This window comes from Agrobacterium sp. M50-1 (genome assembly GCF_049843495.1).
Taxonomy (GTDB): Bacteria; Pseudomonadota; Alphaproteobacteria; order Rhizobiales; family Rhizobiaceae; genus Agrobacterium; species Agrobacterium radiobacter.
Genome location: NZ_JBBHZH010000002.1, coordinates 565,489 through 588,437 on the forward strand (window position 1 = coordinate 565,489; position 22,949 = coordinate 588,437).

At 60.9% G+C, this 22,949-nt stretch carries 17 protein-coding genes; 7 read left to right on the top strand and 10 right to left on the bottom strand.

Annotation, left to right across the window (positions count from 1 at the left end; all coding sequences use genetic code 11):
- Positions 1 to 32 precede the first annotated feature (32 nt).
- The 4 genes from clpA to WDZ78_RS06930 form a co-directional block, all read right to left on the bottom strand.
- Entirely contained in the window at positions 33 to 2,540 is a 2,508-nt protein-coding gene (gene clpA, locus WDZ78_RS06915) for an ATP-dependent Clp protease ATP-binding subunit ClpA (RefSeq protein ID WP_020012405.1), read from the bottom strand.
- Between the two features lie 10 nt (positions 2,541 to 2,550).
- The gene (gene clpS / locus WDZ78_RS06920) at positions 2,551 to 2,907 is read right to left on the bottom strand and encodes an ATP-dependent Clp protease adapter ClpS (RefSeq protein WP_003502541.1); all 357 of its coding nucleotides are present in this window, start codon (positions 2,905 to 2,907) and stop codon (positions 2,551 to 2,553) included.
- 282 nt (positions 2,908 to 3,189) lie between these two features.
- Positions 3,190 to 5,772 carry a cell cycle histidine kinase CckA gene (cckA, locus tag WDZ78_RS06925; protein WP_020012404.1) on the bottom strand — a complete coding sequence of 861 codons (2,583 nt, stop codon included), beginning with the start codon at positions 5,770 to 5,772 and terminating at the stop codon, positions 3,190 to 3,192.
- 174 nt (positions 5,773 to 5,946) lie between these two features.
- Complete coding sequence (locus WDZ78_RS06930) at positions 5,947 to 6,219, bottom strand: hypothetical protein (RefSeq protein WP_020012403.1); 273 nt, start codon at positions 6,217 to 6,219, stop codon at positions 5,947 to 5,949.
- Between the two features lie 235 nt (positions 6,220 to 6,454).
- On the opposite strand from WDZ78_RS06930, the gene WDZ78_RS06935 reads away from it, so the two are divergent.
- Positions 6,455 to 7,696, top strand: coding sequence for a flagellar biosynthetic protein FliO (locus tag WDZ78_RS06935; protein WP_425672640.1), 1,242 nt, complete (start codon positions 6,455 to 6,457; stop codon positions 7,694 to 7,696).
- 107 nt (positions 7,697 to 7,803) lie between these two features.
- On the opposite strand, the gene dksA is transcribed toward WDZ78_RS06935, so the two are convergent.
- On the bottom strand, positions 7,804 to 8,223 hold the full coding sequence (dksA, locus tag WDZ78_RS06940; RefSeq protein ID WP_003496274.1) for an RNA polymerase-binding protein DksA: 420 nt from the start codon (positions 8,221 to 8,223) through the stop codon (positions 7,804 to 7,806).
- 302 nt (positions 8,224 to 8,525) lie between these two features.
- Here dksA and WDZ78_RS06945 point away from each other — a divergent pair, with 302 nt between their 5' ends.
- The 4 genes from WDZ78_RS06945 to WDZ78_RS06960 all read left to right on the top strand — a co-directional run bounded on the left by WDZ78_RS06945 (position 8,526) and on the right by WDZ78_RS06960 (position 12,376).
- Entirely contained in the window at positions 8,526 to 9,002 is a 477-nt protein-coding gene (locus tag WDZ78_RS06945; protein ID WP_425672705.1) for a SixA phosphatase family protein, read from the top strand.
- 129 nt (positions 9,003 to 9,131) lie between these two features.
- Positions 9,132 to 10,610: a YcjX family protein gene (locus WDZ78_RS06950; protein WP_020012400.1), complete on the top strand. Its 1,479-nt coding sequence runs from the start codon at positions 9,132 to 9,134 to the stop codon at positions 10,608 to 10,610.
- Complete coding sequence (locus tag WDZ78_RS06955) at positions 10,607 to 11,686, top strand: YcjF family protein (RefSeq protein WP_020012399.1); 1,080 nt, start codon at positions 10,607 to 10,609, stop codon at positions 11,684 to 11,686. Before WDZ78_RS06950 ends, WDZ78_RS06955 begins: the two co-directional genes overlap by 4 nt.
- Positions 11,687 to 11,815: 129 nt before the next feature.
- On the top strand, positions 11,816 to 12,376 hold the full coding sequence (locus tag WDZ78_RS06960; protein WP_020012398.1) for a hypothetical protein: 561 nt from the start codon (positions 11,816 to 11,818) through the stop codon (positions 12,374 to 12,376).
- Between the two features lie 14 nt (positions 12,377 to 12,390).
- On the opposite strand, the gene folK is transcribed toward WDZ78_RS06960, so the two are convergent.
- The 3 genes from folK to folP all read right to left on the bottom strand — a co-directional run bounded on the left by folK (position 12,391) and on the right by folP (position 14,140).
- Positions 12,391 to 12,927, bottom strand: a complete 537-nt coding sequence (gene folK / locus WDZ78_RS06965; protein ID WP_425672641.1) for a 2-amino-4-hydroxy-6-hydroxymethyldihydropteridine diphosphokinase — start codon at positions 12,925 to 12,927, stop codon at positions 12,391 to 12,393.
- Positions 12,911 to 13,276: a dihydroneopterin aldolase gene (folB, locus tag WDZ78_RS06970; RefSeq protein ID WP_003502532.1), complete on the bottom strand. Its 366-nt coding sequence runs from the start codon at positions 13,274 to 13,276 to the stop codon at positions 12,911 to 12,913. The genes folK and folB overlap by 17 nt, the downstream gene beginning before the upstream one ends.
- Positions 13,277 to 13,354: 78 nt before the next feature.
- Positions 13,355 to 14,140: a dihydropteroate synthase gene (gene folP / locus WDZ78_RS06975; protein ID WP_425672642.1), complete on the bottom strand. Its 786-nt coding sequence runs from the start codon at positions 14,138 to 14,140 to the stop codon at positions 13,355 to 13,357.
- A gap of 179 nt (positions 14,141 to 14,319) precedes the next feature.
- Between folP and WDZ78_RS06980 the strand changes: the two genes are divergently transcribed.
- Positions 14,320 to 14,946, top strand: coding sequence for a DUF922 domain-containing Zn-dependent protease (locus WDZ78_RS06980; RefSeq protein WP_026364080.1), 627 nt, complete (start codon positions 14,320 to 14,322; stop codon positions 14,944 to 14,946).
- A 306-nt stretch (positions 14,947 to 15,252) separates the two neighbouring features.
- On the opposite strand, the gene WDZ78_RS06985 is transcribed toward WDZ78_RS06980, so the two are convergent.
- Together WDZ78_RS06985 and WDZ78_RS06990 are read right to left on the bottom strand one after the other, a co-directional pair.
- Positions 15,253 to 15,573 (bottom strand): 2Fe-2S iron-sulfur cluster-binding protein, encoded by a 321-nt coding sequence (locus WDZ78_RS06985; protein ID WP_060724125.1) that lies wholly within the window; start codon positions 15,571 to 15,573, stop codon positions 15,253 to 15,255.
- Between the two features lie 130 nt (positions 15,574 to 15,703).
- Positions 15,704 to 16,072, bottom strand: a complete 369-nt coding sequence (locus WDZ78_RS06990; RefSeq protein ID WP_425672643.1) for an Hpt domain-containing protein — start codon at positions 16,070 to 16,072, stop codon at positions 15,704 to 15,706.
- Positions 16,073 to 16,550: 478 nt separating this feature from the next.
- Between WDZ78_RS06990 and WDZ78_RS06995 the strand changes: the two genes are divergently transcribed.
- Positions 16,551 to 22,910 carry a hypothetical protein gene (locus WDZ78_RS06995; protein WP_425672644.1) on the top strand — a complete coding sequence of 2,120 codons (6,360 nt, stop codon included), beginning with the start codon at positions 16,551 to 16,553 and terminating at the stop codon, positions 22,908 to 22,910.
- Positions 22,911 to 22,949 lie beyond the last annotated feature (39 nt).

The window sequence follows — 22,949 nt, forward strand, 5'->3', positions numbered from 1 at the left end:
CCCGGCACCGGTTTATCGATCAAAGACCGCGATCACTTCTTCTTCGGCACTTTCGGCACCGTATTGGTCTTGCGCCGCGGCTTGCTGACCTCATCAGACTTATCAGCCTCGGCAACAAGGACATCCGCCTCTTCCCTGGCTTTCGCCGCCTTGGAAGCAGTTTTTGCCTTTGCCTTGCCGGGCGATTTGGCCGCCTTCAGTTCGGCCTCCGGCTGCGGCTTCACGGGCGCGGTCTCCGGCAACACCTCAAGCACGAGGCCGTCGGAACCGTCATCCTTCTTGCCGACGGTGACGCTGACGACGCCGCCCTTCTTGAGCTTGCCAAAGAGGATTTCATTGGCAAGCGGCTTCTTGATGTTTTCCTGGATCACGCGCGACAGCGGGCGAGCGCCCATCTTTTCGTCGTAACCCTTTTCCGCCAGCCAGGAGATCGCATCTTCATGCAGATCGAAGGTGACGTTGCGCTCGGAGAGCTGGGTTTCCAGCTGCATGACGAACTTCTGCACGACCTTGTGGATGACGGCGGTCGGCAGCGGCGAGAACGGAATGATCGCATCCAGACGGTTGCGGAACTCAGGCGTGAACAGGCGGTTGATCGCCTCTTCATCTTCACCCGTGCGGCGCGAAGAGCCGAAACCGATCGCCGATTTCGCCATTTCGGACGCACCCGCATTGGTCGTCATGATGAGGATGACGTTGCGGAAGTCGATCTTCTTCCCGTTATGGTCGGTCAGAGAGCCGTGGTCCATCACCTGCAACAGGATATTGTAGATATCCGGATGGGCCTTCTCGATTTCGTCCAGCAGCACCACGGAATGCGGATGCTGGTCGACACCGTCGGTCAGAAGACCGCCCTGATCGAAGCCGACATAACCGGGAGGTGCGCCGAGCAGACGCGACACGGTATGGCGTTCCATATATTCCGACATGTCGAAGCGCAGCATCTCGACACCGAGCGAAGCGGCAAGCTGCTTCGCCACCTCAGTCTTGCCCACGCCCGTCGGGCCGGAGAAGACATAGGAGCCGATCGGCTTGTTCGGTTCGCGCAGGCCGGCACGCGCCAGCTTAATGGCCGTGGCCAGCGCCTCGATGGCGATGTCCTGACCGTAGACGACGGAACGCAATTCCTTCTCAAGGTTGGCGAGAACCATCTCGTCATCCTTGGAAACCGTCTTCGGGGGAATGCGGGCCATCGTCGCGATGGTCGCCTCGATTTCCCGTTCGGTGATCAGCTTGCGGCGCTTGGATGCCGGCAGCAGCATCTGCGCCGCACCGGTCTCGTCGATCACGTCGATCGCCTTGTCCGGCAGCTTGCGGTCGGAAATGTAGCGGGCCGACAATTCGACGGCAGCCTTGATCGCTTCGTTGGAATATCTCAGGTGATGATAATCCTCGAAGTAAGGCTTCAGCCCCTTCATGATCGCGATCGCATCATCGATGGAAGGCTCGTTGACGTCGATCTTCTGGAAACGACGCACAAGCGCGCGGTCCTTTTCGAAGAACTGGCGATATTCCTTGTAGGTCGTCGAGCCGATGCAGCGGATCGCACCCGAAGACAGGGCTGGCTTCAGGAGGTTCGATGCATCCATTGCGCCGCCCGAGGTCGCGCCCGCACCGATGACGGTGTGGATTTCGTCGATGAACAGAACCGCGCCCGGATACTCTTCGAGTTCCTTGACGACCTGCTTCAGGCGCTCCTCGAAATCACCGCGATAACGGGTTCCGGCGAGCAACGTGCCCATGTCGAGCGAGAAGATCGTGTCATTGGCGAGCGCTTCCGGCACCTTGCCTTCAACGATACGCTTGGCCAGACCTTCGGCGATCGCCGTCTTGCCCACGCCGGGATCGCCCACATAAAGCGGGTTGTTCTTGGAGCGGCGGCAGAGGATCTGGATGGTGCGGTTGACCTCGTCGTGACGGCCGATCAACGGGTCGATCTTGCCGTTTTTCGCCTTTTCATTGAGGTTGACACAATAGGCCTTCAGCGCATCCTGCTGTTTTTTGGCGGAAGATCCCTCTTCCTCCGGATTGCTGCGGCTCGCCTTGTTTTCACCTTCGGGCTCATCAGCACCGCGCGGCGCGCGCGTCTGCGACGTGCCCGGACGCTTGCCGATGCCGTGGGAGATGTAATTGACCGCATCGTAACGGGTCATCTCCTGCTCCTGCAGGAAATAGGCGGCGTGGCTTTCGCGCTCGGCGAAAATGGCGACAAGCACGTTCGCGCCGGTCACTTCCTCGCGGCCGGACGACTGCACATGAATGACAGCCCGCTGGATGACCCGCTGGAAGCCGGATGTGGGCTTGGAATCCTCGTCGTAACCGGTGACGAGGTTGGTCAGTTCGTTGTCGACGTAATCGCTGACGGTCTTGCGCAGCGCATCGAGATCGACGTTGCAGGCGCCCATCACGGCGGCGGCATCCGCGTCGTCGATCAGCGCCAGAAGGAGATGTTCAAGCGTCGCATATTCGTGGTGACGCTCATTTGCAAAGGTCAGTGCCTGGTGCAGCGCCTTCTCGAGACTCGGGGAAAAAGTTGGCACGTTGCGATCCTCATTTCTTTTCCATGACGCATTGCAGCGGATGCTGGTGCTGTCGGGCGAAATCCATGACCTGGCTTACTTTCGTCTCTGCGACCTCATATGTAAACACCCCGCATTCGCCCACGCCGTGCTGGTGCACGTGCAGCATGATGCGGGTTGCCGCTTCGCGATCCTTCTGGAAAAAACGCTCCAGAATATGGATGACGAATTCCATGGGAGTGTAGTCGTCATTCAGTAAAAGAACACGGTACAAATTCGGTCTTTTGGTCTTAGGCTTGACGCGGGTGATAACAGACGTTCCGCGGTTGGTGCCGCCGCCGTCTTCCCCTTCGCCCTCGCCCTGCATGTAGATCGGCTTAGCGATCATCTTTCATCATTCTCCAAACTGTTCTCAAACCGACAGTTCTTTGCCAGGAGGGAGAACTTCGCCTCTTCATATCTAGGTCGTTAAGACGCGATTTTAAGCCCCTTGCGAAACGGTGCAATCACTATTGCGTTTGCGAAGAGGCAAACCTCGGGAAAAGTGCGGATATGGAGGGTAGCCAAAGCACGGGAAGACATGGGCCGGCATTGGCGGCACGTTTTCAGGCCGGATGCAAACAGGTGCGACAGGTCGCGGCGCTGCCGAATCCGGTTCGCGCCCCCGGCCTTACTCCTTGTCGTCAAGCATTTCGCGAACGGCGATGGCGAGCTGCTTCAGCGAGAACGGTTTCGGCAGGAAGCCGAACTTGGCGTCTGCCGGCAGGTTTTTCGCGAAGGCATCCTCGGCATAACCCGAAACGAAGATGAATTTCAGGTCGGGATAGGACTTGCGCAACTCTCGCAGCAGCGACGGACCATCCATTTCCGGCATCACGACGTCGGAAACGACGATATCGACCTTCCCTTCCAGTTCCTCCATCACCTCCAGCGCCTCGGTGCCGGAGCCGGCCTCATGCACGGTGTAGCCGCGGGTTTCCAGCATGCGCTTGCCGCCTCGCCGCACCGCCTCCTCGTCTTCCACCAGAAGCACGACGGCGGAGTTGCCGGTCAGGTCCAGCGGCTCTTCCTTCACGGGTTCGGGCGCAGCCACGGGGGCGAGAGCCGCCTGACCGGGCTGTTGGCCGGCAACGGCTTCCACCACATGGCGAGGCAGGTAGATACGGAAAGCCGTTCCCTTGCCCACTTCCGATTCGGGATAGATGTAACCGCCCGATTGCTTGACGATGCCATAGACCATAGAGAGACCAAGACCCGTGCCCTTGCCCACTTCCTTGGTGGTGAAGAAAGGCTCGAAAATCTTGTCCATGATCTCGGGCGGAATACCCGTGCCGTTATCGGCCACTTCCACCATGACCATGTCTTCGGCCGGGAATTCCGGACGGCCAAACGCCGCGATCTCTTTCGCGTCGACGTTCCGCGTTCTGATGGTGATCTTGCCGCCGTCTGGCATGGCGTCACGCGCATTAACGCAGAGATTGATGAGCACCTGCTCGAACTGCGACAGGTCGGTCTTCACCGGCCACAGATCACGGCCGTAATCGACCTCCAGCTTGACATTGGTGCCTGATATCAACCGGTCGACCAGCATGCGCAGATCGCCGATCACATCGGTCAGGTTGAGGATCGCCGGACGCATGGTCTGCTTGCGCGAGAATGCCAGAAGCTGGCGCACCAAAACGGCGGCGCGGTTGGCGTTGCGCTTGATCTCCATGAGGTCGGCAAAACTCGGATCGGCCGGCCGCGCCTGCAGCAGCAGATGGTCGGACGACAGGAGGATGGCGGTCAGCACGTTGTTGAAGTCGTGAGCGATACCGCCCGCCAGAGTGCCTACAGCATTCATCTTCTGCGTCTGCGCCATCTGGGTTTCGAGCGCCTTCTGCTCGGTCACCTCTATGGCATAAACGATCGCCACTTCTTCCGGCGCCTCGTCATCCTGATCGATGACAGCGTTGACATAGAAACGGAAATGCCTGCCCTCGTCGCTCGGATGGCGGGAATCGAACGGGGCGATGTCGCCCTGACGGTCCTTGGCTTCGGCCAGCGCCTGCTCCAGACGCGGCTTCTCGTTGTCGTGGATGATGGTTTCGAGTGCTATGCCGCGATCGATATCGTCACGTCCAACGACGCCGGAGAACAGCTTGAGGAAGGGCGCGTTGATGCGCAGAATGCGGCCTTCGCCATCAAGCGAGGCAATCGCCATCGGCGTGTTGTTGAAGAAACGCGTGAAGCGCATGGCGGAGGACGATTCGGTATCCTCCTGCCCCTTCGGGCGCATCAGAACGATGGTCCGGCTCTCGCCTGGCGCGCCGTCCTTGGCGGTGACCTGATGCACGAGGCGGGCCGGCATGCTCTGGCCGTTGACCCGGCGCATGTCGAGATCAAGGATTTCGGTGCGCTTTGCCGAGCCCTGCGGATGGACGGATTCAATCAGCGCCATGCCTTCGCCGGCGACGATGTCGGAAACGGTCATCGAACCGGGTGAAAACTGCGCGAGATCGATGCCGAGCCATTCGGACAGGGTGGCGTTCAGATAAACGATTTCGCCCTTGCGCCCGGCGGAAAAGAAACCGGCCGGCGCATGATCGAGGTAATCGATGGCATTCTGCAATTCGCGGAAAAAGCGCTCCTGATCCTCGCGTTCCGGCGTGATATCGGCGATCTGGAAGACATGCAGCCCCTCGCCGCCGGCATCCTTCAGCACCCGCCCTTTCAGCCGATACCAGTGCGGCCCCGCATTGGAATCCTCGCCCAGCGGTTTCAGCAGCCGGAATTCTTCGTAACCGTCTCGGCCTTCGCGCAGCACGTTGATGAGCCGGTAAAGCGCTTCGGTGGATTCCCGGCTGCGCGACAGAAGCGTCTCGAGGCTCTGGATATCGCTCGCCTTCGTGGTGCCGCTCATCCGGCAATAGGTGGCGTTGGCGTAAACCATATGCCCCTTGGCGTCGGTAATCAGGGTGCCTTCGGGGTGAGCCGACAGGAAGCGCCGGGCAAGCCCGTCGGATTGCGACTGCGGCATGACCTCGATGAAACCGATGATCGACGACACCAGAAAAAAGATGCCCATCATCGCCAGCACGCCGAGAATGCCGAGCACGATTTCGTTTTCGAGAGAATCCTTGAAATAGACGAAGGCGGCGGCAGCCGCGATCAGAACCAGCGCCAGGAGAAGAATGCGCAGCACCGTGCCGGAACGGGCACGCCTGTCCACTAGCGGAAGGTCGTTGTCGCTTGTCTCGCACACCCGTGTCATCTTGGCCTCGCAGTCGTGCAGGTCGTCATTCGGTCAGCCTTATTTCCTTGACGGAATCGGGCAGCAGAATTTCTTGTAGCAACTCGCTTGACCGGCAAAAAGCTCCGCCAGGGCACAAAGGCTTAAAAACGCACAGCGAAAACGGCCTGAAAGGTGTATAAAAGCACTGAGAGACTACTGTCTGGTACAGGTCAGCTCCCTCACCTGACATTGGATGCGTGGCGCGGAACAGACGATCTTGCCGTCAGCGACGGTACAAACCGAGCATCCGTCAGTGAAGTCGAGGCAGGAGGGATTATCGCGCACGAACTCCGCCATGGTCGCTGAGGGATCCGGTGCCTTGTCTTCGGCCCTCACGATCGAATGCGGCGACGCGAAAAGCGATAGCAGCAAAACAACCATGAAACGCCGGGCAAGGGAGCCGTCAATGCGCAATGCTTGGAACATTCAGAACCGCTCCTTTGGCAAAAGAATTGCAACTTTCACTGCCTCTCAGCATTGAAGGACGAGATGAGGCGCTTTGGTGGCGTCTTTACGTTTGAGGCGGCAATCCTGTGGGGCGAAATGAATAAACCTTGTGTCACGCCTAAAAAAATCGTCTTTTCCTGCTTGATGTTCACATTATAAGAACCACGGCAATATTAATTGCCCAAGAAATTAAAAAGCCAGAAAATCTGAAGGGATGATCTCCATGATGGAAGATTTTATCGGCACCTATGGAAACCGTCTCATCGTCGCCGTTGTTGGTGTGGGCGTGGCCCTGCTCATTCTGGCGATTGCGCTGTGGCTTCTGCGCAGACGCAGCGGTTCGGCCCCTTTCATTCGGGGCGGCCGCAACCGGCAGCCGCGTCTGCAGGTCCTCGACGCAACGGCCGTGGATGCGCGCCGCCGTCTGGTGCTGGTGCGCCGCGACAATGTCGAGCATCTGGTCATGATCGGCGGCCCGACGGATATCGTCATCGAAAGCGGCATAGGCGCTATCCCAATCGTCAGGGATGTGCAGGAGCCGGAACTGAAGGCGCTGCCGCGCCAGGAAAGCGAGCAGAAGAGAGCCGAGCCGGCGATCCAGCAGGAACGTCGCCCCGCCCTGCCGCAGCAGCAGCCCGTTGCCGCTGCAACCCCCGTTTCCATACGTGAAGAACCCGCAAGACAACCACAACGGCCGGAGCCGCCGGCACCCGCCCCGCGTGCCGCACCCGTTGCAGCAGCAGCCGCTCAGGTTCCGCCACGACCATCAACCCCGCCGCAACCCGTCTCCACGCCCTTAACGGCGCGCGAACCCGTTCCGTCAGCAAGACAGGCCGCGCCCGAGCGGGAGACAGTTCGGCCCACGCCGCCGCCAATACCGGTTGCGGCCCCGGCTGCTGCCGTCTTGCCCATAGCGGCGGCATCGCTTGACATGGCCGCAGCCCGGACGGAACCCAGGCGCGCCGAACCTGTCGTGCCGGCTCCAGCACCCGTTGCACCGCCGATCCCGGAACAGACGCCCGTACAGGCAAAGGCGGAAGAACGGACCGCGGAATTCGCCCCGCCGGTTTTTGCTGCACGCGAGCCGATGATCGACCAATCCGTCGCCGCCGATTTTCTCGACGCTGCCCGGGAGCGCGTTCTTCCCGACCTGAAGCCGGGACAGGCGACGCCCCCCGCACCGTTTCCGCCCAAGCCTGAAAATCCGGCTGTGGCTTCGAACGACGCCGAGCCAAAATTTTCCGACGAGCTCGCCAGCGATTTCGAGAGCTTCCTTGAGGCGGAAATCGCCAAGAGCAAGGAGGCGGATAACGAGCCGTCCGTTGCCACTGTCGCGGAAAAGCAGGCCAAGACCCAGCCCGCCTCCCCGCCTGTCACCGGCGCTTCACCGGATGGAGACATGCAGAAGGAAATGGCGCGTATCTTCGGAGAACTTTCCGTGACCCGTGACCGCTGACGGGCGCGGGTCTTGCGACCAGAAGTTCGGAACAGAAAAGGGCACGGAAGCGAATTCCGTGCCCTTTTTATTTGTCTGCGATTTGAAGGCCTGCTTGCCGCAGCGCCTTATTCGTCGCGGTAGACTTTTTCGCGACGCTCGTGACGCTCCTGCGCCTCGATGGAGAGCGTTGCAATCGGGCGGGCGTCCAGACGCTTGAGGCCGATAGGCTCGCCCGTTTCCTCACAGTAACCGTAAGTGCCGTCTTCAATCCGCTGAAGGGCTGCATCGATCTTTGAAATCAGCTTGCGCTGACGATCGCGGGCGCGAAGTTCGATCGCCCGGTCCGTTTCGGAAGAGGCCCGATCAGCGAGATCGGGGTGGTTGGCGCTTTCTTCAGCGAGATGTCCGAGGGTCTCGCGCGCTTCTCTAAGGATGTCATTTTTCCAGGCGACCAACTTCGCGCGGAAGTATGCCCGCTGGCTGGCATTCATGAACTCATCGTCTTCCGAGAGCACATATTTGCTAAGATCGATCTTCTCACTCAACGCGATTCTCCTCGAAGAACATCTCAATGCGGCGGTGTATACTCCAATGATAGTGGCCGATTCAAGTCTGCAGATCAGTTTTCAGGCATTTTTAAAACTGACACAAAAATCATCTAAATGACTAATTTTTATTCTTTATTCGTATTGAAGCGAACTCTTCTTCAATCACTTCAACGCGACTTACCAACAGGAAAGAGGACTTGCGGTCCTGCAACCCTATCCTGTAGCATTCAACTCGTGCCCTGACATTCGAACGCCGGTCCCCGCCCTTGACAGCATCTTCCCCGAGCCGAGTTTATCTTCTGCGCCACGCCAAGGCCGCCTGGGCGGCGCCTGGGGAACGGGATTTCGATCGGGGATTGAACGAAGCCGGTTTTGCCGAGGCGGAGGTCATCGCCGACCTTGCCGCCGACCGGCATTACCGCCCCGATCTGCTTCTGTCATCCACAGCCGCGCGCTGCCGGCAGACCACGCAGGCCTGGCAACGGGCCTTCAACGAAGGCATAGACATCTTCTACGTCGATGAGATGTATAATGCGCGCAGCGAGACCTATCTGTCGCTTATCGCCGCTCAGACGGAGGTGCAGTCTGTGATGCTGGTGGGTCACAACCCCACCATGGAGGCGACGCTGGAGGCGATGATCGGCGAGGACCTGCTGCATGCCGCCCTCCCCTCGGGCTTTCCGACATCGGGCCTTGCAGTTCTCGACCATGATGACAACGCCGCAAACGGTAAAAATCGCTGGCGGCTGGTCGATTTCCTCGCACCGGGCAAATAATCGCTCCGGCCTTTCATAAGAATTTTGCAAAGCCGCCCTTCTGAAAATCCGCTGGAGCGCTTCTTTTTTGGGCAGCCGCAGCTCCCTATATTGCAGCGGTGACCGTTAAACACAGCCAGGAAACTGCCATTGTCGCCTTCTCTTACGTCCCTGACAGACAGCGCGCTGATCGCTTTCGATAATCTGGCCGACCGTGCGAGCAACCTCACCCATCCGACATTGCGGCTTGGCGTCACCGGCCTTTCGCGGGCGGGAAAGACGGTTTTCATCTCGTCCCTGGTCCATAATCTTTTGAATGGCGGGCGATTGCCGCTGTTCGAGGCGATGCGGTCCGGGCGCGTCTCGAATGTGCGTCTCGAACCGCAGCCGGACGACGCCATTCCCCGTTTTCAATATGAGGATCATATTCAGGCGCTGGTGCGCGACAGGCTGTGGCCGGATTCGACGCGGGCGATCTCGGAACTCAGGATCACGCTGGATTACCAGAGCGCCAGCGGCTGGGGCCGGTGGTTCTCCGCCGGCAAGCTTTCCATCGATATTGTCGATTACCCCGGTGAATGGCTGCTCGACCTGCCGCTTCTGTCGCAGGATTACAAACAGTTCAGCGATGCGACCGTCGCTCTTGCCGGAAGCGGCGTCCGTGCCGAACTGGCGCAGGAATGGCTGGCGATCGCCTCTTCGCTCGATATCAATGCGCCTGCCGACGAAATGACGGCGCGCCGTCTGGCCGAAAGTTTCGCAGCCTATCTGAAAGCCTGCAAATCCGACGAAAGATCGCTTTCCACTTTGCCGCCCGGCCGTTTCCTGATGCCCGGCGATCTGGAAGGGTCGCCCGCGCTGACCTTCGCGCCGCTTCCGGGCCTGACCGACGAGAAAGCGCCGAAGGGCTCGCTGCGCGCCATGATGGAACGGCGCTACGACGCTTATAAGTCGATCGTGGTCAAACCCTTCTTCCGCGAGCATTTCGCCCGCCTCGACCGGCAGATCGTCCTGATCGACACGCTGCAGGCCGTCAATCGCGGCCCGGAAGCCGTGCAGGATCTGGAGCGGGCGCTCGGCGACGTGCTTGCCTGTTTCCGCCCCGGCACCAACAGCCTGCTGTCGTCGTTGATCGGCAGGCGAATCGACAAGGTGCTGATTGCAGCCACCAAGGCCGACCATCTGCATCATGAAAGCCATGACCGGCTGGAGCGGCTGACCCGCCGTCTGGTGGACCGCGCCATCACCACCATCGGCATGAACGGCGCCGGCATCGAGGTCATGGCGCTGGCTTCCGTGCGCGCCACCCGTGAGGCAAGCGTGCGCCAGGACGGCCACGACCTGCCGGTCATCGTCGGCACGCCGATGGCGGGTGAAACCATCAATGGCGAGACCTTTGACGGCAATCGCAAGACGGCGATCTTTCCCGGCGACCTGCCCGAGGATCCGGAACCGCTGTTTCGCAGCCTCGATAGGGATGGCGACAAGGCATCGCTGCCCGATGTCAATGTCGTGCGCTTCCGCCCGCCCAACATAGATGAGCCGGGTAGCGGCGGCATCCGGCTTTCCGTTCCCCATATCAGGCTCGATCGCGCCATGCAGTTCCTGTTCGGAGACAAGCTCGCATGAAGGCTCCCACACAAAACGATCCGCAGACACGCCGCCCCGCGGCTTTCACGCTTGAGACCGAGGAAACGACGCGGCCGTCCGCCACACAGAAGCGCGCGCCGCGCAGCTTCGACGCCGAGGTTTCGCTGACGGCGGACGAAGACGATCCGTTTCTGGCGCCCGAGGGCATAGATGCCAATGCGCTGCCGGTGGCGACGCCGAAGAAAAGCCGCTTCTCCTTCGGCAAGCTCGCGCTCGGTGCATTGGGCGTCCTGTTCTCGCTTGCCTTCGGGCTGTGGGCGGATCAGCTTATCCGCAATCTCTTCTCCCGCTCCGACTGGCTGGGTTATACCGCGACAATCGCCCTCATCGTGGCGCTTTTTGCAGTTCTCGCCCTCGTCGGCCGCGAAGTCTTCGGCATCATGCGGCTCAATGCCGTGCAGTCTCTCAAGGCGGACGCTGAAACAGCGAGTCTCGACAAGAGCTCGAAACCCGCCCGCGCCATCGTCACGCGCCTCAATGCCGTCCTCTCCCACCGGGCCGAAACGGCCAAAGGGCGTGCGGCGCTGAAGGAAACGGAAAGTGATGTCATCGATGGCCCGCATCTGATCGAGCTTGCCGAACGCGAGCTGCTCGTTCCGCTCGACCGGCAAGCCCGGGCACTAATTCTCAACTCTTCCAAGCGCGTCTCCGTCGTCACCGCCGTCAGCCCACGCGCTGTGGTCGATCTCGCTTATGTGCTGTTTGAAGTCACGCGGCTGGTGCGCGCCATGGCGGAGCTTTATGGCGGCCGCCCCGGCACGCTCGGCATGCTCAAGCTTCTACGGGATGTCGTCGCGCACCTTGCCGTCACGGGATCGATTGCCGTTGGTGACGGGCTTGCTCAGCAGGTTCTCGGCCATGGCCTTGCCTCGAAACTCTCCGCTCGTCTCGGCGAAGGCGTCATCAACGGGCTGATGACGGCGCGAATCGGCATTGCGGCGATGGATCTGTGCCGTCCGCTACCGTTCAGGGCCGTGAAGCGTCCGGGGATCGGCGATTTCATGTCCGACCTCACCCCCGATTTAAGCGGCGGGAAAACCGGTGAGAAAGCCTGATCTACTGGGCATTGACGGTTCAAAAGGTTACGGACGACACCGCAAATGAGAGCAAAATAAACCAAGCATTAACCATTTCGCCGGTAGATTGCAGCCTATCGAACAGGCTTCTTCGCCGGGGAAAGTATCATGTATTCGCGCTTCTTTTCGCTTGTGGGCGGGCTTGCCGCCATATTGTCCGTCAGCGGCGGTTTCGGCATGTCTGACGTCCATGCCGCATCGCGCGATCGCGACGACGTTTTCTTCCGCTCAGTGGCCGGTGTCTGGAAAGGTCCGGGCGAAATCGTTGCCGGCAAATACAAGGGCACCAAATTCACCTGTGACCTGACGGGTGAACCGCTCGACGACAAGCAGACCGGTATCAAGCTCGGCGGCACCTGCCGCGTCGGCGTCTTCAGCCAGCCCATGTCGGCCGTCATCAGCCAGAAGGGCAACAGCTACGAGGGCAAGTTCCTCGACGGCGCCGAAGGCAAGGGACTGGACATCACCTCCGGACAGGTGAGCGGTGACAAGGTCGTCGTCGGCATCAACCGCGCCAAGCTCAACGGCGCCATGGTCGCCCGCGTATCCAAGGACAATTCGATGAACATCACCATTTCCGTCAAGGTCGCCGACCAGATGATCCCGGTCATCGGCGTGACGCTGGCGCGCGATATTGATCAGATCGCCGTCGGCTCGATCAAGCCGTAAACGCCATACTCTTATCAGCCATCACCAAGCGGGAGTGTCCACCACTCCCGCTTTTCATTTGCGCTGACAATGCCTGTTTTGTCCGCCTGCTGCAGCCAATCCCTGACGGCCTTGCCCCTGACTTCGAGATCGGGCGCGATATCGGCGAGCGGCATCAGCACGAAAGCGCGTTCCGTCATGCGCGGATGCGGCACTTCAATGCTCTCCGTTACGAGAGACTCATTCCCATAGGTAAGCACATCAATATCGATGGTACGCGGGCCCCAGCGCTCCGTTCGCACCCGCTTCATGCCCTTTTCGATATCAAGGCATAATTGCAGGAGCGCGGGCGCTGAAAGCGAGGTTTCGACCAAAGCGCAGCAATTGAAGAAATCCGCCTGATCCGTCTTGCCCCAGGGCGGCGTGCGATAGAGCCCGGAAACGGCCAGCACGCGGCAATCCTCGTGTACATCGAGTTCACGGAGCGCCCTTGCCATGGCGGCGGCGGGATCGCCGATATTGCCGCCAAGGCCCAATGCGGCGACGGTCCTCTTCTCAGGCACGGTGTTCAACGCTCACCTGTGCATAATCAAGAATGCCGGGAACGGGTGCGGAGGGTTTGCGCACCGTGATCCTGAGCCAGACGATCTGCGGATAACGGGCACGCAGCGCCTTGGCGATATCGTTCGCCAGCGCCTCGATGAGGTAACGGCGCTGCCCGACGACGATTTTTTCGATGACGGCAAAGGCCACGCCGTAATCGACGGTATTTTCAATATCGTCGGTTTCCAACGCATCACCCGCCTCGACTTCCATCTCGGCATCGACGAAAAAGCGCTGGCCCAGCACCTCTTCCTGCTCAAGAAGACCATGACGGGCGAAGAAAGAACAGTTTTTCAGGATGATGGTATAGCGGCTCATCGCATCGCCTCCATGGCAGGACTGTTTCGCCGACAAGCCGCGCCTTCTTCGGGGCGCGGCATTCCGGCACTCATTGATCTACGCATCGGCCTTTGCCGACGTTTTGGCAAGAACCGCATCGGCGATTGCCAGGGCATCACGGGTCGCGGTGACATTATGCACGCGAAAAATCGAAGCACCCGCCAACCTCAGGATCGCGGTGGTCGCAGCCGTTCCGATATCGCGTTCTGCGGCCACATCCCGGCCCGTCAGCGACCCGATGAAACGCTTGCGCGACGTGCCGGCGAGAACCGGCAGGCCGAAAGCGGCAAGCTCGGCGAAACGGGCCATCAGTTCGACATTTTCCCGCTCATCCTTGGCAAAACCAAAGCCGGGATCGAGCACGACGGCGTCGCGGGCAATACCCGCATCCTCGGCGATCTCGAGCGAGCGATTGAGGAATTCGAACTGGTCCGCGATCACATCGGCAAGCTTCTGCCGGTCGCGGCCGGTATGCATGATGCAGACGCCGGCGCGGGTGGCGGCAACCACGCCGGCCATTTCCATGTCCTTCTGCAGACCGAAGACGTCATTGACGATATGTGCGCCCGCTCCAATCGCCAGCCGCGCCGTCGAGGCGCGGTAGGTATCGACTGAAATCAGCACATCGGTTTCGCGGCGCAATTTCTCGATGACGGGCAGCACCCGGTCCTGTTCCTCGGCTTCCGTCACCGCGGCCGCACCCGGCCGCGTGGATTCGCCGCCGATATCGATGATGTCAGCGCCCTCTTCCACGCAGGTCAGCGCATGGGAAAAAGCCGAATCGACGGCGAGATAACGGCCGCCATCGGAAAAGGAATCAGGCGTTGCATTGACGATGGCCATAATACGGCCACGCCCATCAAGTTTCAGGGAGCGACCATGGGCCGCTTGCCACGCGTTGCTGCCGGCTGTTATCACGTAACACGCGCCTTTCGGGAATAACGGAGTGTTATGCCAATTCTTATAAGTTCCGCTCCGCCTATGCAGCAAACCTTTTTGAAGTTCAACCGGAAGGCCGGGTCATGACTAAATCATCACGTGCTCTCTGCGTCGCTTTGGCGGGCGCAATGGCACTTTCCCTACCCGGATCGGCATTTTCCGACACCATCGTCCGCAAGACCTATTCCTATTTTTCGATTAGCGGCAAAACGGCGGCCGACCTCGACCAGCAGCTTTCCAAGCACGGACCGCTGACCCGCAATACCGGCGCGCGTCATCCGGGTGCTACCGAAATCAAATTCGGCGGCGAGCTCACCTATGTGGAGAAAAACGGCCTTTGCAGCGTCGGAACCGCCAAAGTGGTGCTGAACACCCGCATCCTCCTGCCGCAATGGAAAAACCGCCGCCGCACCACGGCGGAACTAGCCTTCATCTGGGATACGCTGCTTGCCGATATCAAGCGCCACGAGGAGCGCCATGCGGAAATCGCCCGCACCCATGCCCGTTCGCTTGAAAGACAGCTGACCTCGCTTCGGCCGCAGAAAAGCTGCGAAACATTGCAGGAGATGGTCGGCAAGATCACCCAGACAGTGATGGACGAGCATGATCGGGATCAGATGCGCTTCGACGTCGTGGAATCGAAAAACTTCGACGCCCGCATGACCCGGCTTTTGAAAAACCGGCTCGAGCAGGGCCAGAACCGCCGCTGACGGCCATTGGCCGTACCTTCCGGAATCTCGGGGAAAATCTCGGACATGACGTAACGTCATGTCCTATATCACCCGTGAATTCTCGCCGTGGTGCGGCCGGCAAGACTCATTGTAGCTTGTTCATACGGTTTGAAATGGTTGCGGCCCAAGGCGGGTCCGGCGGTTGCAACCGTCTCCGGTTCTCCCGGTGCGCACTTGAGGGCTCGCAGGTGTTTCCTCCCTCGCCTGCATGCTGCGTACCCGCCTCGCCCCGCTCCCCGCTACCAGGTGAGCGGGGCTTTTTCTGTTTGAGGCAAAACCGAAGATTCAGCCCTGACGCTCGGGAACATGAACAACGAGACCATCAAGCTCGTCATTCATCTTGATCTGACAGGAGAGCCGCGAGGTGGGGCGAACGTCGAAGGCGAAGTCCAGCATGTCCTCTTCCATCGGCTCCGGTCCGCCGACGCGCTCGGCCCAGGCGTCGTCGACATAGACATGACAGGTCGCACAGGCACAGGCGCCGCCGCATTCCGCATCAATGCCAGGAACGGAGTTGCGTACCGCGTTCTCCATGACGGTGGAGCCGTTGCTCACGTCGAGTTCATGGGGCGTGCCGTCAAAGGCAACGATGGTCAGTTTTGTCATGCCGGAAATCCAAAATGTGATCTAAGAACTGTTCTAAACACATAGAAAGGCCGCTCCGCCTTGGCAACCCGCTTCGAGGGCGCATAGACGCAACCGGCCGTGTAAAATGGCAAATTTGATGAATTACGTCTCAGCGGCAGAGCTTGAGGATGAAATTTTCAGCCTCGACAATGGTTGCGGCAAGTTTTGCGATCGCCGCGCTGTCATTGCCCTTGTCTTCCACTGCTGCCGCGGCTGCGGAAACGGCGGATGCGCCGACGGCCTGCGCCGACCCCTTCAGACGGTGTGCCGTCGCCATGACGGTCTTGTCGTCCGCGCCCGCCATTTCATGCAGGGCGGCGCGGGCGTTGCGGCTGAAAAGTTGCAGCACCTCGACCTCCAGATCCTTGTCGCCCATCGTCTGCCGGGCGAGATGATCGAAATCGATCGGTTTTTTACCGGTGGCAGGCGCGCCGCCGCAATTATCGGGAGCTTCGAAAACAATACTGACCGCTGCCATGGCTGAAATCCTGTCTCACCGTTTCCTGTTTCGTGTCACATCTGTGTCGTATTCACGCATCCGGGCGGCTGCTATCGGCTTAAATTACGGCGTGACGCAGGCGAAAATCTTCTGCTATGGTTAATTTATGTTAAACTTATGCGAAACAAGGCGTTCAGCGTGAAACTCAGGTTTAAAAACTGTTAAAAAGCCGACACTTCGCCACCGCCGCAAATCCGCATTAATTGTTTCGAATACCTAAATGTGTCACTACGGTACTGCCGTTCCCGCAGGGCTTAAGCTCAAGCTTTGTTATTGCGGCACAGTGATGTAATTTCGCCCGAAAGCTGGACCACCAGCAATTCGGGATTTGGTAAATGGCGGAATTGTTCTCTTTTAAAGGGATAATGTTCCGCTGGCATGATGGCGGCAGTCTGCTTGCGGATCGCAAGTGGTCAACGGCATGAAGCCGGGCGTATGTGTAACGAGGCGTAACCGCATGGCGAATAACAAGATCAGCGACTCTGTCGACGAGACTGCATTTCAGGCATTGGAAGATGCCCTGCAGCTTGGCGCTTTCGAAGAAAAGCCGGAGACGCGGAAAACTGCAGCGCCGAAGCAGCCGGAGGCCAGATTGAAGGAAGCAAGCAGACAGACCCCTGCTCCCGAGGCCGCGCGCGCGCCTGCCGAACAGACACCCAGATCGCCCAATCTCGAAGCGGCCAATGACGGCTCCAAGCGCAGCCCGGCCATGATCCTGAAATCGCTGGAAGGCGGCTCCATCGGCGGCGCGCTGCGCAACGCCACGATCATGTCGGTCATCTGGGCGCTCGGCGGCCTTGGTATCGCACATCTTCTCTATGGCAACGCGCTCTGGAACATCGCCTCGCTGGCTGATCTCACCGCTATCCCCGGCCTGATGGCAATCGTCGTCGGCATCCTTGTTCCCATCATGCTGTTCTTCGCCTTCGCGATCATGATGGCGCGTGCCCGCGATCTGCGGAACGCCGCCCGCTCCATGGCCGAAGTCGCCCTTCGTCTTGCCGAGCCCGAAACGGTAGCGTCCGACCGCATCATGTCCGTTGGTCAGGCGGTGCGCCGCGAAGTCTCGGCCATGAATGACGGCATCGAGCGCACCATTGCCCGCGCGACGGAACTCGAAACCCTCGTCCATTCGGAAGTCAATGCGCTTGAGCGCAGCTATGCCGACAATGAACTGCGCGTGCGCAGCCTCGTGCAGGAACTGACCGCCGAGCGTGACGCCATTGTCAATCACGCCGAGCGCATCCGCTCCTCCATCGTCGGCGCACAGGAACAGATCAAGGAAGAACTTTCCATCGTCGGCGAAGAGCTTTCGATGCGGATCGCCACGACCGGCGAGGCTTTCGCCTCGATGATCGATACGCGTTCTGCCGCGCTGCTCGAAAAATCGCGCGCCTCGACCGAAGCGATGGGCAGCTTGATCGCCGCCAAGACCGAAAACCTGCTCCAGGCGCTGAACTCCTCCGGCTCGACGATCTCCAACGAATTCGACATGCGCCTGCATAACCTCACCTCGACGCTGGACGAGCGCGGTGAAGTACTGCTGGAGCGTTTCGCGATCCATGCTTCGACGCTGGATAGCGGCGTGGAAAGCCTCAACAGCGCGCTTGAGGAACGCACCCGCCAGCTCAACGAGACGCTGTCCAACCGTACACTCGAACTCAACCGCAATATCGAACGCGGTCAGCAGGTCATCGGCGGTTCGCTCGATACGGTTCTCGACAAGCTGTCCACGACGCTTGAAGAAAAAGGCCTCTCCTTCCGCCAGAGCCTGCAGAGCACGGCCGACGATGCGATCATGGATCTCGATCTTCGCTCCGGCCTCTACGAGGAGCGCATGCAGGCGACGGTAGGCCAGGTCAACTCGGCCTTCGACGTGCATGTGGCGCAATTCGCCAGCGCCTTCGACCAGCGCGCCGGCACCCTCGACAGCAAGCTGATGGAAAGTCTCGCCCGCATCAACGAAACCGTTGCCGGCGGCTCCGAAGCGCTCGACACCATGCTGAGCGCCGGTCTGGAGCGTATCGGCACCACCATGACCGATCAGTCGCTGGCGCTGGCAACTGCGCTGGGCACGGGTCAGGAAATGCTGGAAAGCGCGCTTGAAATCCGAACACAGGCCTTCAGCGACGCGATCGGCCAGCGCACCGCCGAAATCACCGACGCCTTCGCCAATTCGCATGAGAAGATCGACGCCGTGCTGTCGGAACGCAGCAACGCCCTGTTCGGCGCGCTCTCAGCCAGCCAGAACCGTTTCGACGAGGCACTCGCCAGCCGTTCGATGGCGATTACCGGCTCCGTCTCCGGCACGGCCGAACGCCTTGCCGCCATGCTGGACGAACGCGCCGCCGCGATCAACAGTGTCGTTGCCGATGTCGAGCGCCGCCTTTCGGAAACGCTCGAAACCCGGGCTGCCGCCATCACCGGCGCGGTTTCCGGCATCGAGGACCGTATCTCCGATACGCTGGAAAGCCGCACGGCTGCCCTGCACGACGTCGTTGCCGGTGCGGAAAGCCGTATCGCCGATACGCTTGACGGCCGCACAGCCGCTCTTTCCAGCGCCATTTCCGGCGTCGAGGAACGCATCGCCGACACGATGGACAGCCGCACGCTGTCGCTCGACATGACCTTCGCCAATGTCGAGGAAAGACTGTCCGAGACGCTCGACAGCCGCACCTCCGCCCTCACCGGCATTGTGGCGAGCGCTGAAGAGAAAATCGCCGGCGCGCTCGACAGCCGCACGGCCACCTTCGGCGACGTGGTCGCCGGTGCTGAAACCCGTATCGCGGAAACGCTGGATGGCCGCACCGCCGCGCTCAACGCCGTGGTCTCCGGTGCTGAAGAACGCATCGCCGATGCGCTCGACAGCCGTACCATGGCGCTCGACATGGCATTCTCCGGCGCCGAAGAGAAAATCACCGAAGCGCTCGATACGCGCACCGCGGCTCTTGGCGATCTGGTGGCAGGGGCCGAGACCCGCATCGCCGGCGCACTCGACAGCCGCACGGATTCGCTGAAGACCGTCGTTTCCGACGCCGAAGAGCGGATCACCGATGTTCTCGACAGCCGCACCATGGCGCTCGACATGAGCTTCTCCGGCGTAGAGGAAAAGATCACCGATATTCTCGATGGTCGCACCACAGCCCTGCAGAACGCCGTTTCCGGTGTGGAAGACCGCATCGCCGGCGCACTGGACAGCCGTACCGCCGCCCTTTCCGGCATCGTGGCAGGCGCGGAAGAACGCATCGCGGATGCGTTGGACAGCCGCACCCTTGCGCTGGACATGACGATTTCGGGTGTCGAGGAGCGTATAGCCGAGGCCATGGATGCCAGAGCATCGTCGCTTTCGCTTGCGGCGGCCGGTGTCGGCCAGCGTCTCGAATCCACCGCATTCACGCTTGAAAACGCGCTTGCCAGCGGTCACGAGCGGCTCGAAACCATGCTCGGCTCGCAGGCCGAGCGCATTGCCGGTTCGCTGGAGCGCAATAGCGGCCTGATCGAGCAGAGCGTCTCGGGTGCGGCCAATCGCATCGAAAGCGTCGTTGAAGACGGCAGCGCCCGTTTTGCCCAGACGGTGGAAGAAGGCGTGTCGCGCCTCGAAACCAACCTCTCGCAATCGCATGAGGATATTCGCACGGCGCTCGACCAGCGCCAGGCGGACCTTGCTGCGACGCTCAGCTCCGCCACGACGCAGATGGGCGACATGCTTTCCGAGCAGGCGATGATGATCGGCACCACTGTCGCCTCCAGCGCCAGCATGCTTGAACTGTCGCTCGAAACCCAGCAGGATACGCTGCAGAAGGCAATCGACGGCAGTGCCGCGACGCTGGAAGAACGTCTTCGCAACAGCGCCGTCGATATCGCCGTCAAGATCGGCGAAGCAGCCCGCGAAATCGGCGGGGCCACCGACGCCCTCTCCAACCGCATCGAAACCTCTATCGGCAATGTCACAACCCGTCTCGACGAGACCGGCGCACGTATCGAAACTTCGCTCGATACGCTGCAGGCACGCGTCGGTGGCGATCTGGCCAATGTGAACACCTCGATCGAGGATGCCGGCCGCCGCTTTGCCGAAGCGCTGGAAGACAAGACGGCCGTGTTCGCCCGCACGAGCGACGAGGCCGCCGAGCGCATCACCGGCATTCTGGACGAGCAGACCACGCGCGTCGCAGACACGTTCGAAAGCCGCACCAGCCGTCTGGCGGAAACCTTCGATAACGGAACGGCCCGCATTGATGAGCGCCTCGGCACCATGGACCGGGCGCTGACGATCGGCCTCGAAAACGTCAACCGCACCATTGAAGGCAAGGCGAGCGACCTCGCTGTCAGCCTGCGCGGTGCGGTCACGTCAGCTACCCAGAGCATCGGCGATGAAGCGGCACGCTCCTCCGCCCTGCTCTCGAAATCCGGTTCGGAGTTCGCGGAACAGGTACAGGCGCAGAACGAAGCCTTCACCAAGGCCATCGAAGAGCGCTCCGGCGAGATCGTCAACCGCATTTCTGATGCGCAGACCCGTCTCTCCGGCCAGGCCGCCGCCGTGGCCCAGACCTTCTCCGAAGCGGGCAACATCATCGTCAACAAGGTTGCCGAGGCTGAAGCCGTCGTCCGCTCTCAGGTCGGCGTCATTTCCGAGACGCTGACGGGTGTCGAATCCGCCCTCGACGCGCGCGGCGAATCCATCCGCTCGGCGCTGGACAACCGCACCCGCGAACTCAATTCGATGCTGGCCAGCCGCTCTGCGGAGTTGTCTCGCCTGATCGAAGAGAAAGCCAAGCCTGTCGTCGACGAATATGCCACCATCGGCCGCGAAGCCGCCGAGAAGATCGTTTCCGCCGCCCAGCAGAGCGCCGAGCTTCTCTCGCAGAGCAACAGCGGCATGGTCGGCATGGTGGAACAGGCGATCAGCGACTACGCCGCTGCCGGAACGGATGCGGCGGGCAAGCTGGTCGCAGCCACCCGTCAGAGCACGGATATGCTGTCCGAGACCCATACTGCGATGGCGGACGCCGTCGAACAGGGCATCGACAAATATGCCCGCGCCGGCAGCGATGCCGCCAACAAGCTGGTCGCCGCCACCCGCCAGAGCACGGACATGCTGTCGCAGACCCATAACAGCATGGCCGAGATCGTTGAACAGTCGGCAACCAACTTCAATTCCGCCGTCGAGCGCGCCGCACAGGGCTTCGGCGCGGCAGATGAGGCATTGAACGCCTCGGCGACCCGCTTCTCCGAATCCGCCTCGCAGGCCGCCGACATGGTCTCCAGCTCCAGCCGTCTGCTCGAAGGAAAGATCGACCGCCTGTCGAATATTTCCGGCCAGACGCTGGCGCAGGTTGCCGGTATCGTCGGACGCTTCGAGGAGCATTCGAAGGTGCTGAGCCAGGCGTCGGAACTGCTCAATGCCGCACAGTCGAGCCTCGTCGGCACGCTGGAAGAACGCCAGGACGCTCTGCGCAGCCTGTCCGTCGGCCTCGTCAAGCGCTCCGAGGAAATCGAAAGCGCCATGCGCAACGTCGTTGGCGTCGTGGAAACCACGCTCAACGAAGCCGAAGAGCGTTCACAGAACGTGGCCGGCAATCTGCGTGACAATCTGCAGGCGTCCTTCTCCGATATTGGCCGCTCGCTCGACGAAACCGAGCAGCGCGCCCGCTCGGCGGCGCAGACCATGCGGGGCGCCCTGCTCTCCGCCGGTCAGGATGCCAGCCGCTCGATCGAAAGCACGCTCTCCGACGCGCAGAAATACTCCGACGAGCTGGTAAACCGCCTGCGCGGCGGTGTTGAATCCTCGCTTTCGGAAGTCGACAATCTTCTGGGCAGTGCCTCGGAAAAATCGAATGCCGCCGCCGCCAACCTCAAGGAAACGCTGCGTCAGGCCGTCGAGGAAGCCGTCAGCCGCTTTGCCGGCGCAACGGACGAAATCCGCCGCTCCAGCCACGACATCCGCCGCGAGCTGGATGCGACACGCGCCGAACTGAAGCGCGGTGCCTTCGACCTGCCGGAAGAAGCCAAGGAAAGCGCTGCCGCCATGCGCCGCGCCGTTTCCGAGCAGATCAAGGCCCTGCAGGATATTTCCCACCTTGTCGGTCGTTCGACCCACCAGATGGAAGTGTCCGAGCCGGTCGCCCGTGCGATTGCCGCGACCCAGCCTGCAGCAGAACGCCGCGTCGAGGCCCGTCCGCAGCCGGCAGCAGCGGCTCCGGTGCAACAGCAGCGCCCGGCACAGCCGCAGCAGCCTGCCCCCGCACCGGCCCTGCGTGGCACCCTGCCGCTTGAAAACCGCCAGGTCGAAAACCGTCAGGCTCCTGCGCCGACCCAGCCGGTCGCAACCAACCCGGCCGGACGCCGGGAAGAAGGTGGCGGCTGGATAAGCGACCTGCTGCGCGGTGCATCACAGGAGACGCCAGCGGCGTCCACACCACGCGCCAGCGCCGAGCAGCAGCCGACCCGTGCGGCCGACACCCGCAATCCGCGCCACATGGTGGAATCACTGAATTCGCTTTCGGTCGATATCGCCCGCGCCATCGATCACGATGCATCGGTGGAACTGTGGCGCCGCTACCAGCGCGGCGAGCGCGACGTCTTCACCCGTCGCCTCTACACGCTGAAGGGTCAGACGACCTTTGACGAGATCAAGCGCAAATACGAGCGGGAAGCCGAATTCCGCACCGCCGTGGACCGCTACATCACCGATTTCGAAAAGCTGCTCGCCGATGTGGCCCGCACGGATCGCGACCGGACAGTCACCCAGTCCTACCTCACCTCCGATACCGGCAAGGTCTATACGATGCTTGCCCATGCGGCGGGTCGGTTCAACTGATCTGATTGGCGCTGAAATGACAAAACCCCGGTCTCACGA

Excerpts from the sequence above, each read along its gene's own strand:
- WDZ78_RS06980 (WP_026364080.1), top strand. The coding sequence starts at position 14,320 with ATGACTAAATCATCACGTGCTCTCTGCGTCGCTTTGGCGGGCGCAATG.
- cckA (WP_020012404.1), bottom strand. The coding sequence starts at position 5,772 with ATGACACGGGTGTGCGAGACAAGCGACAACGACCTTCCGCTAGTGGAC.
- WDZ78_RS06955 (WP_020012399.1), top strand. The coding sequence starts at position 10,607 with ATGAAGGCTCCCACACAAAACGATCCGCAGACACGCCGCCCCGCGGCT.
- clpS (WP_003502541.1), bottom strand. The coding sequence starts at position 2,907 with ATGATCGCTAAGCCGATCTACATGCAGGGCGAGGGCGAAGGGGAAGAC.
- WDZ78_RS06995 (WP_425672644.1), top strand. The coding sequence starts at position 16,551 with ATGGCGAATAACAAGATCAGCGACTCTGTCGACGAGACTGCATTTCAG.
- folB (WP_003502532.1), bottom strand. The coding sequence starts at position 13,276 with ATGAGCCGCTATACCATCATCCTGAAAAACTGTTCTTTCTTCGCCCGT.
- WDZ78_RS06985 (WP_060724125.1), bottom strand. The coding sequence starts at position 15,573 with ATGACAAAACTGACCATCGTTGCCTTTGACGGCACGCCCCATGAACTC.
- WDZ78_RS06990 (WP_425672643.1), bottom strand. The coding sequence starts at position 16,072 with ATGGCAGCGGTCAGTATTGTTTTCGAAGCTCCCGATAATTGCGGCGGC.
- WDZ78_RS06930 (WP_020012403.1), bottom strand. The coding sequence starts at position 6,219 with ATGTTCCAAGCATTGCGCATTGACGGCTCCCTTGCCCGGCGTTTCATG.
- WDZ78_RS06935 (WP_425672640.1), top strand. The coding sequence starts at position 6,455 with ATGATCTCCATGATGGAAGATTTTATCGGCACCTATGGAAACCGTCTC.
- folP (WP_425672642.1), bottom strand. The coding sequence starts at position 14,140 with ATGGCCATCGTCAATGCAACGCCTGATTCCTTTTCCGATGGCGGCCGT.
- WDZ78_RS06960 (WP_020012398.1), top strand. The coding sequence starts at position 11,816 with ATGTATTCGCGCTTCTTTTCGCTTGTGGGCGGGCTTGCCGCCATATTG.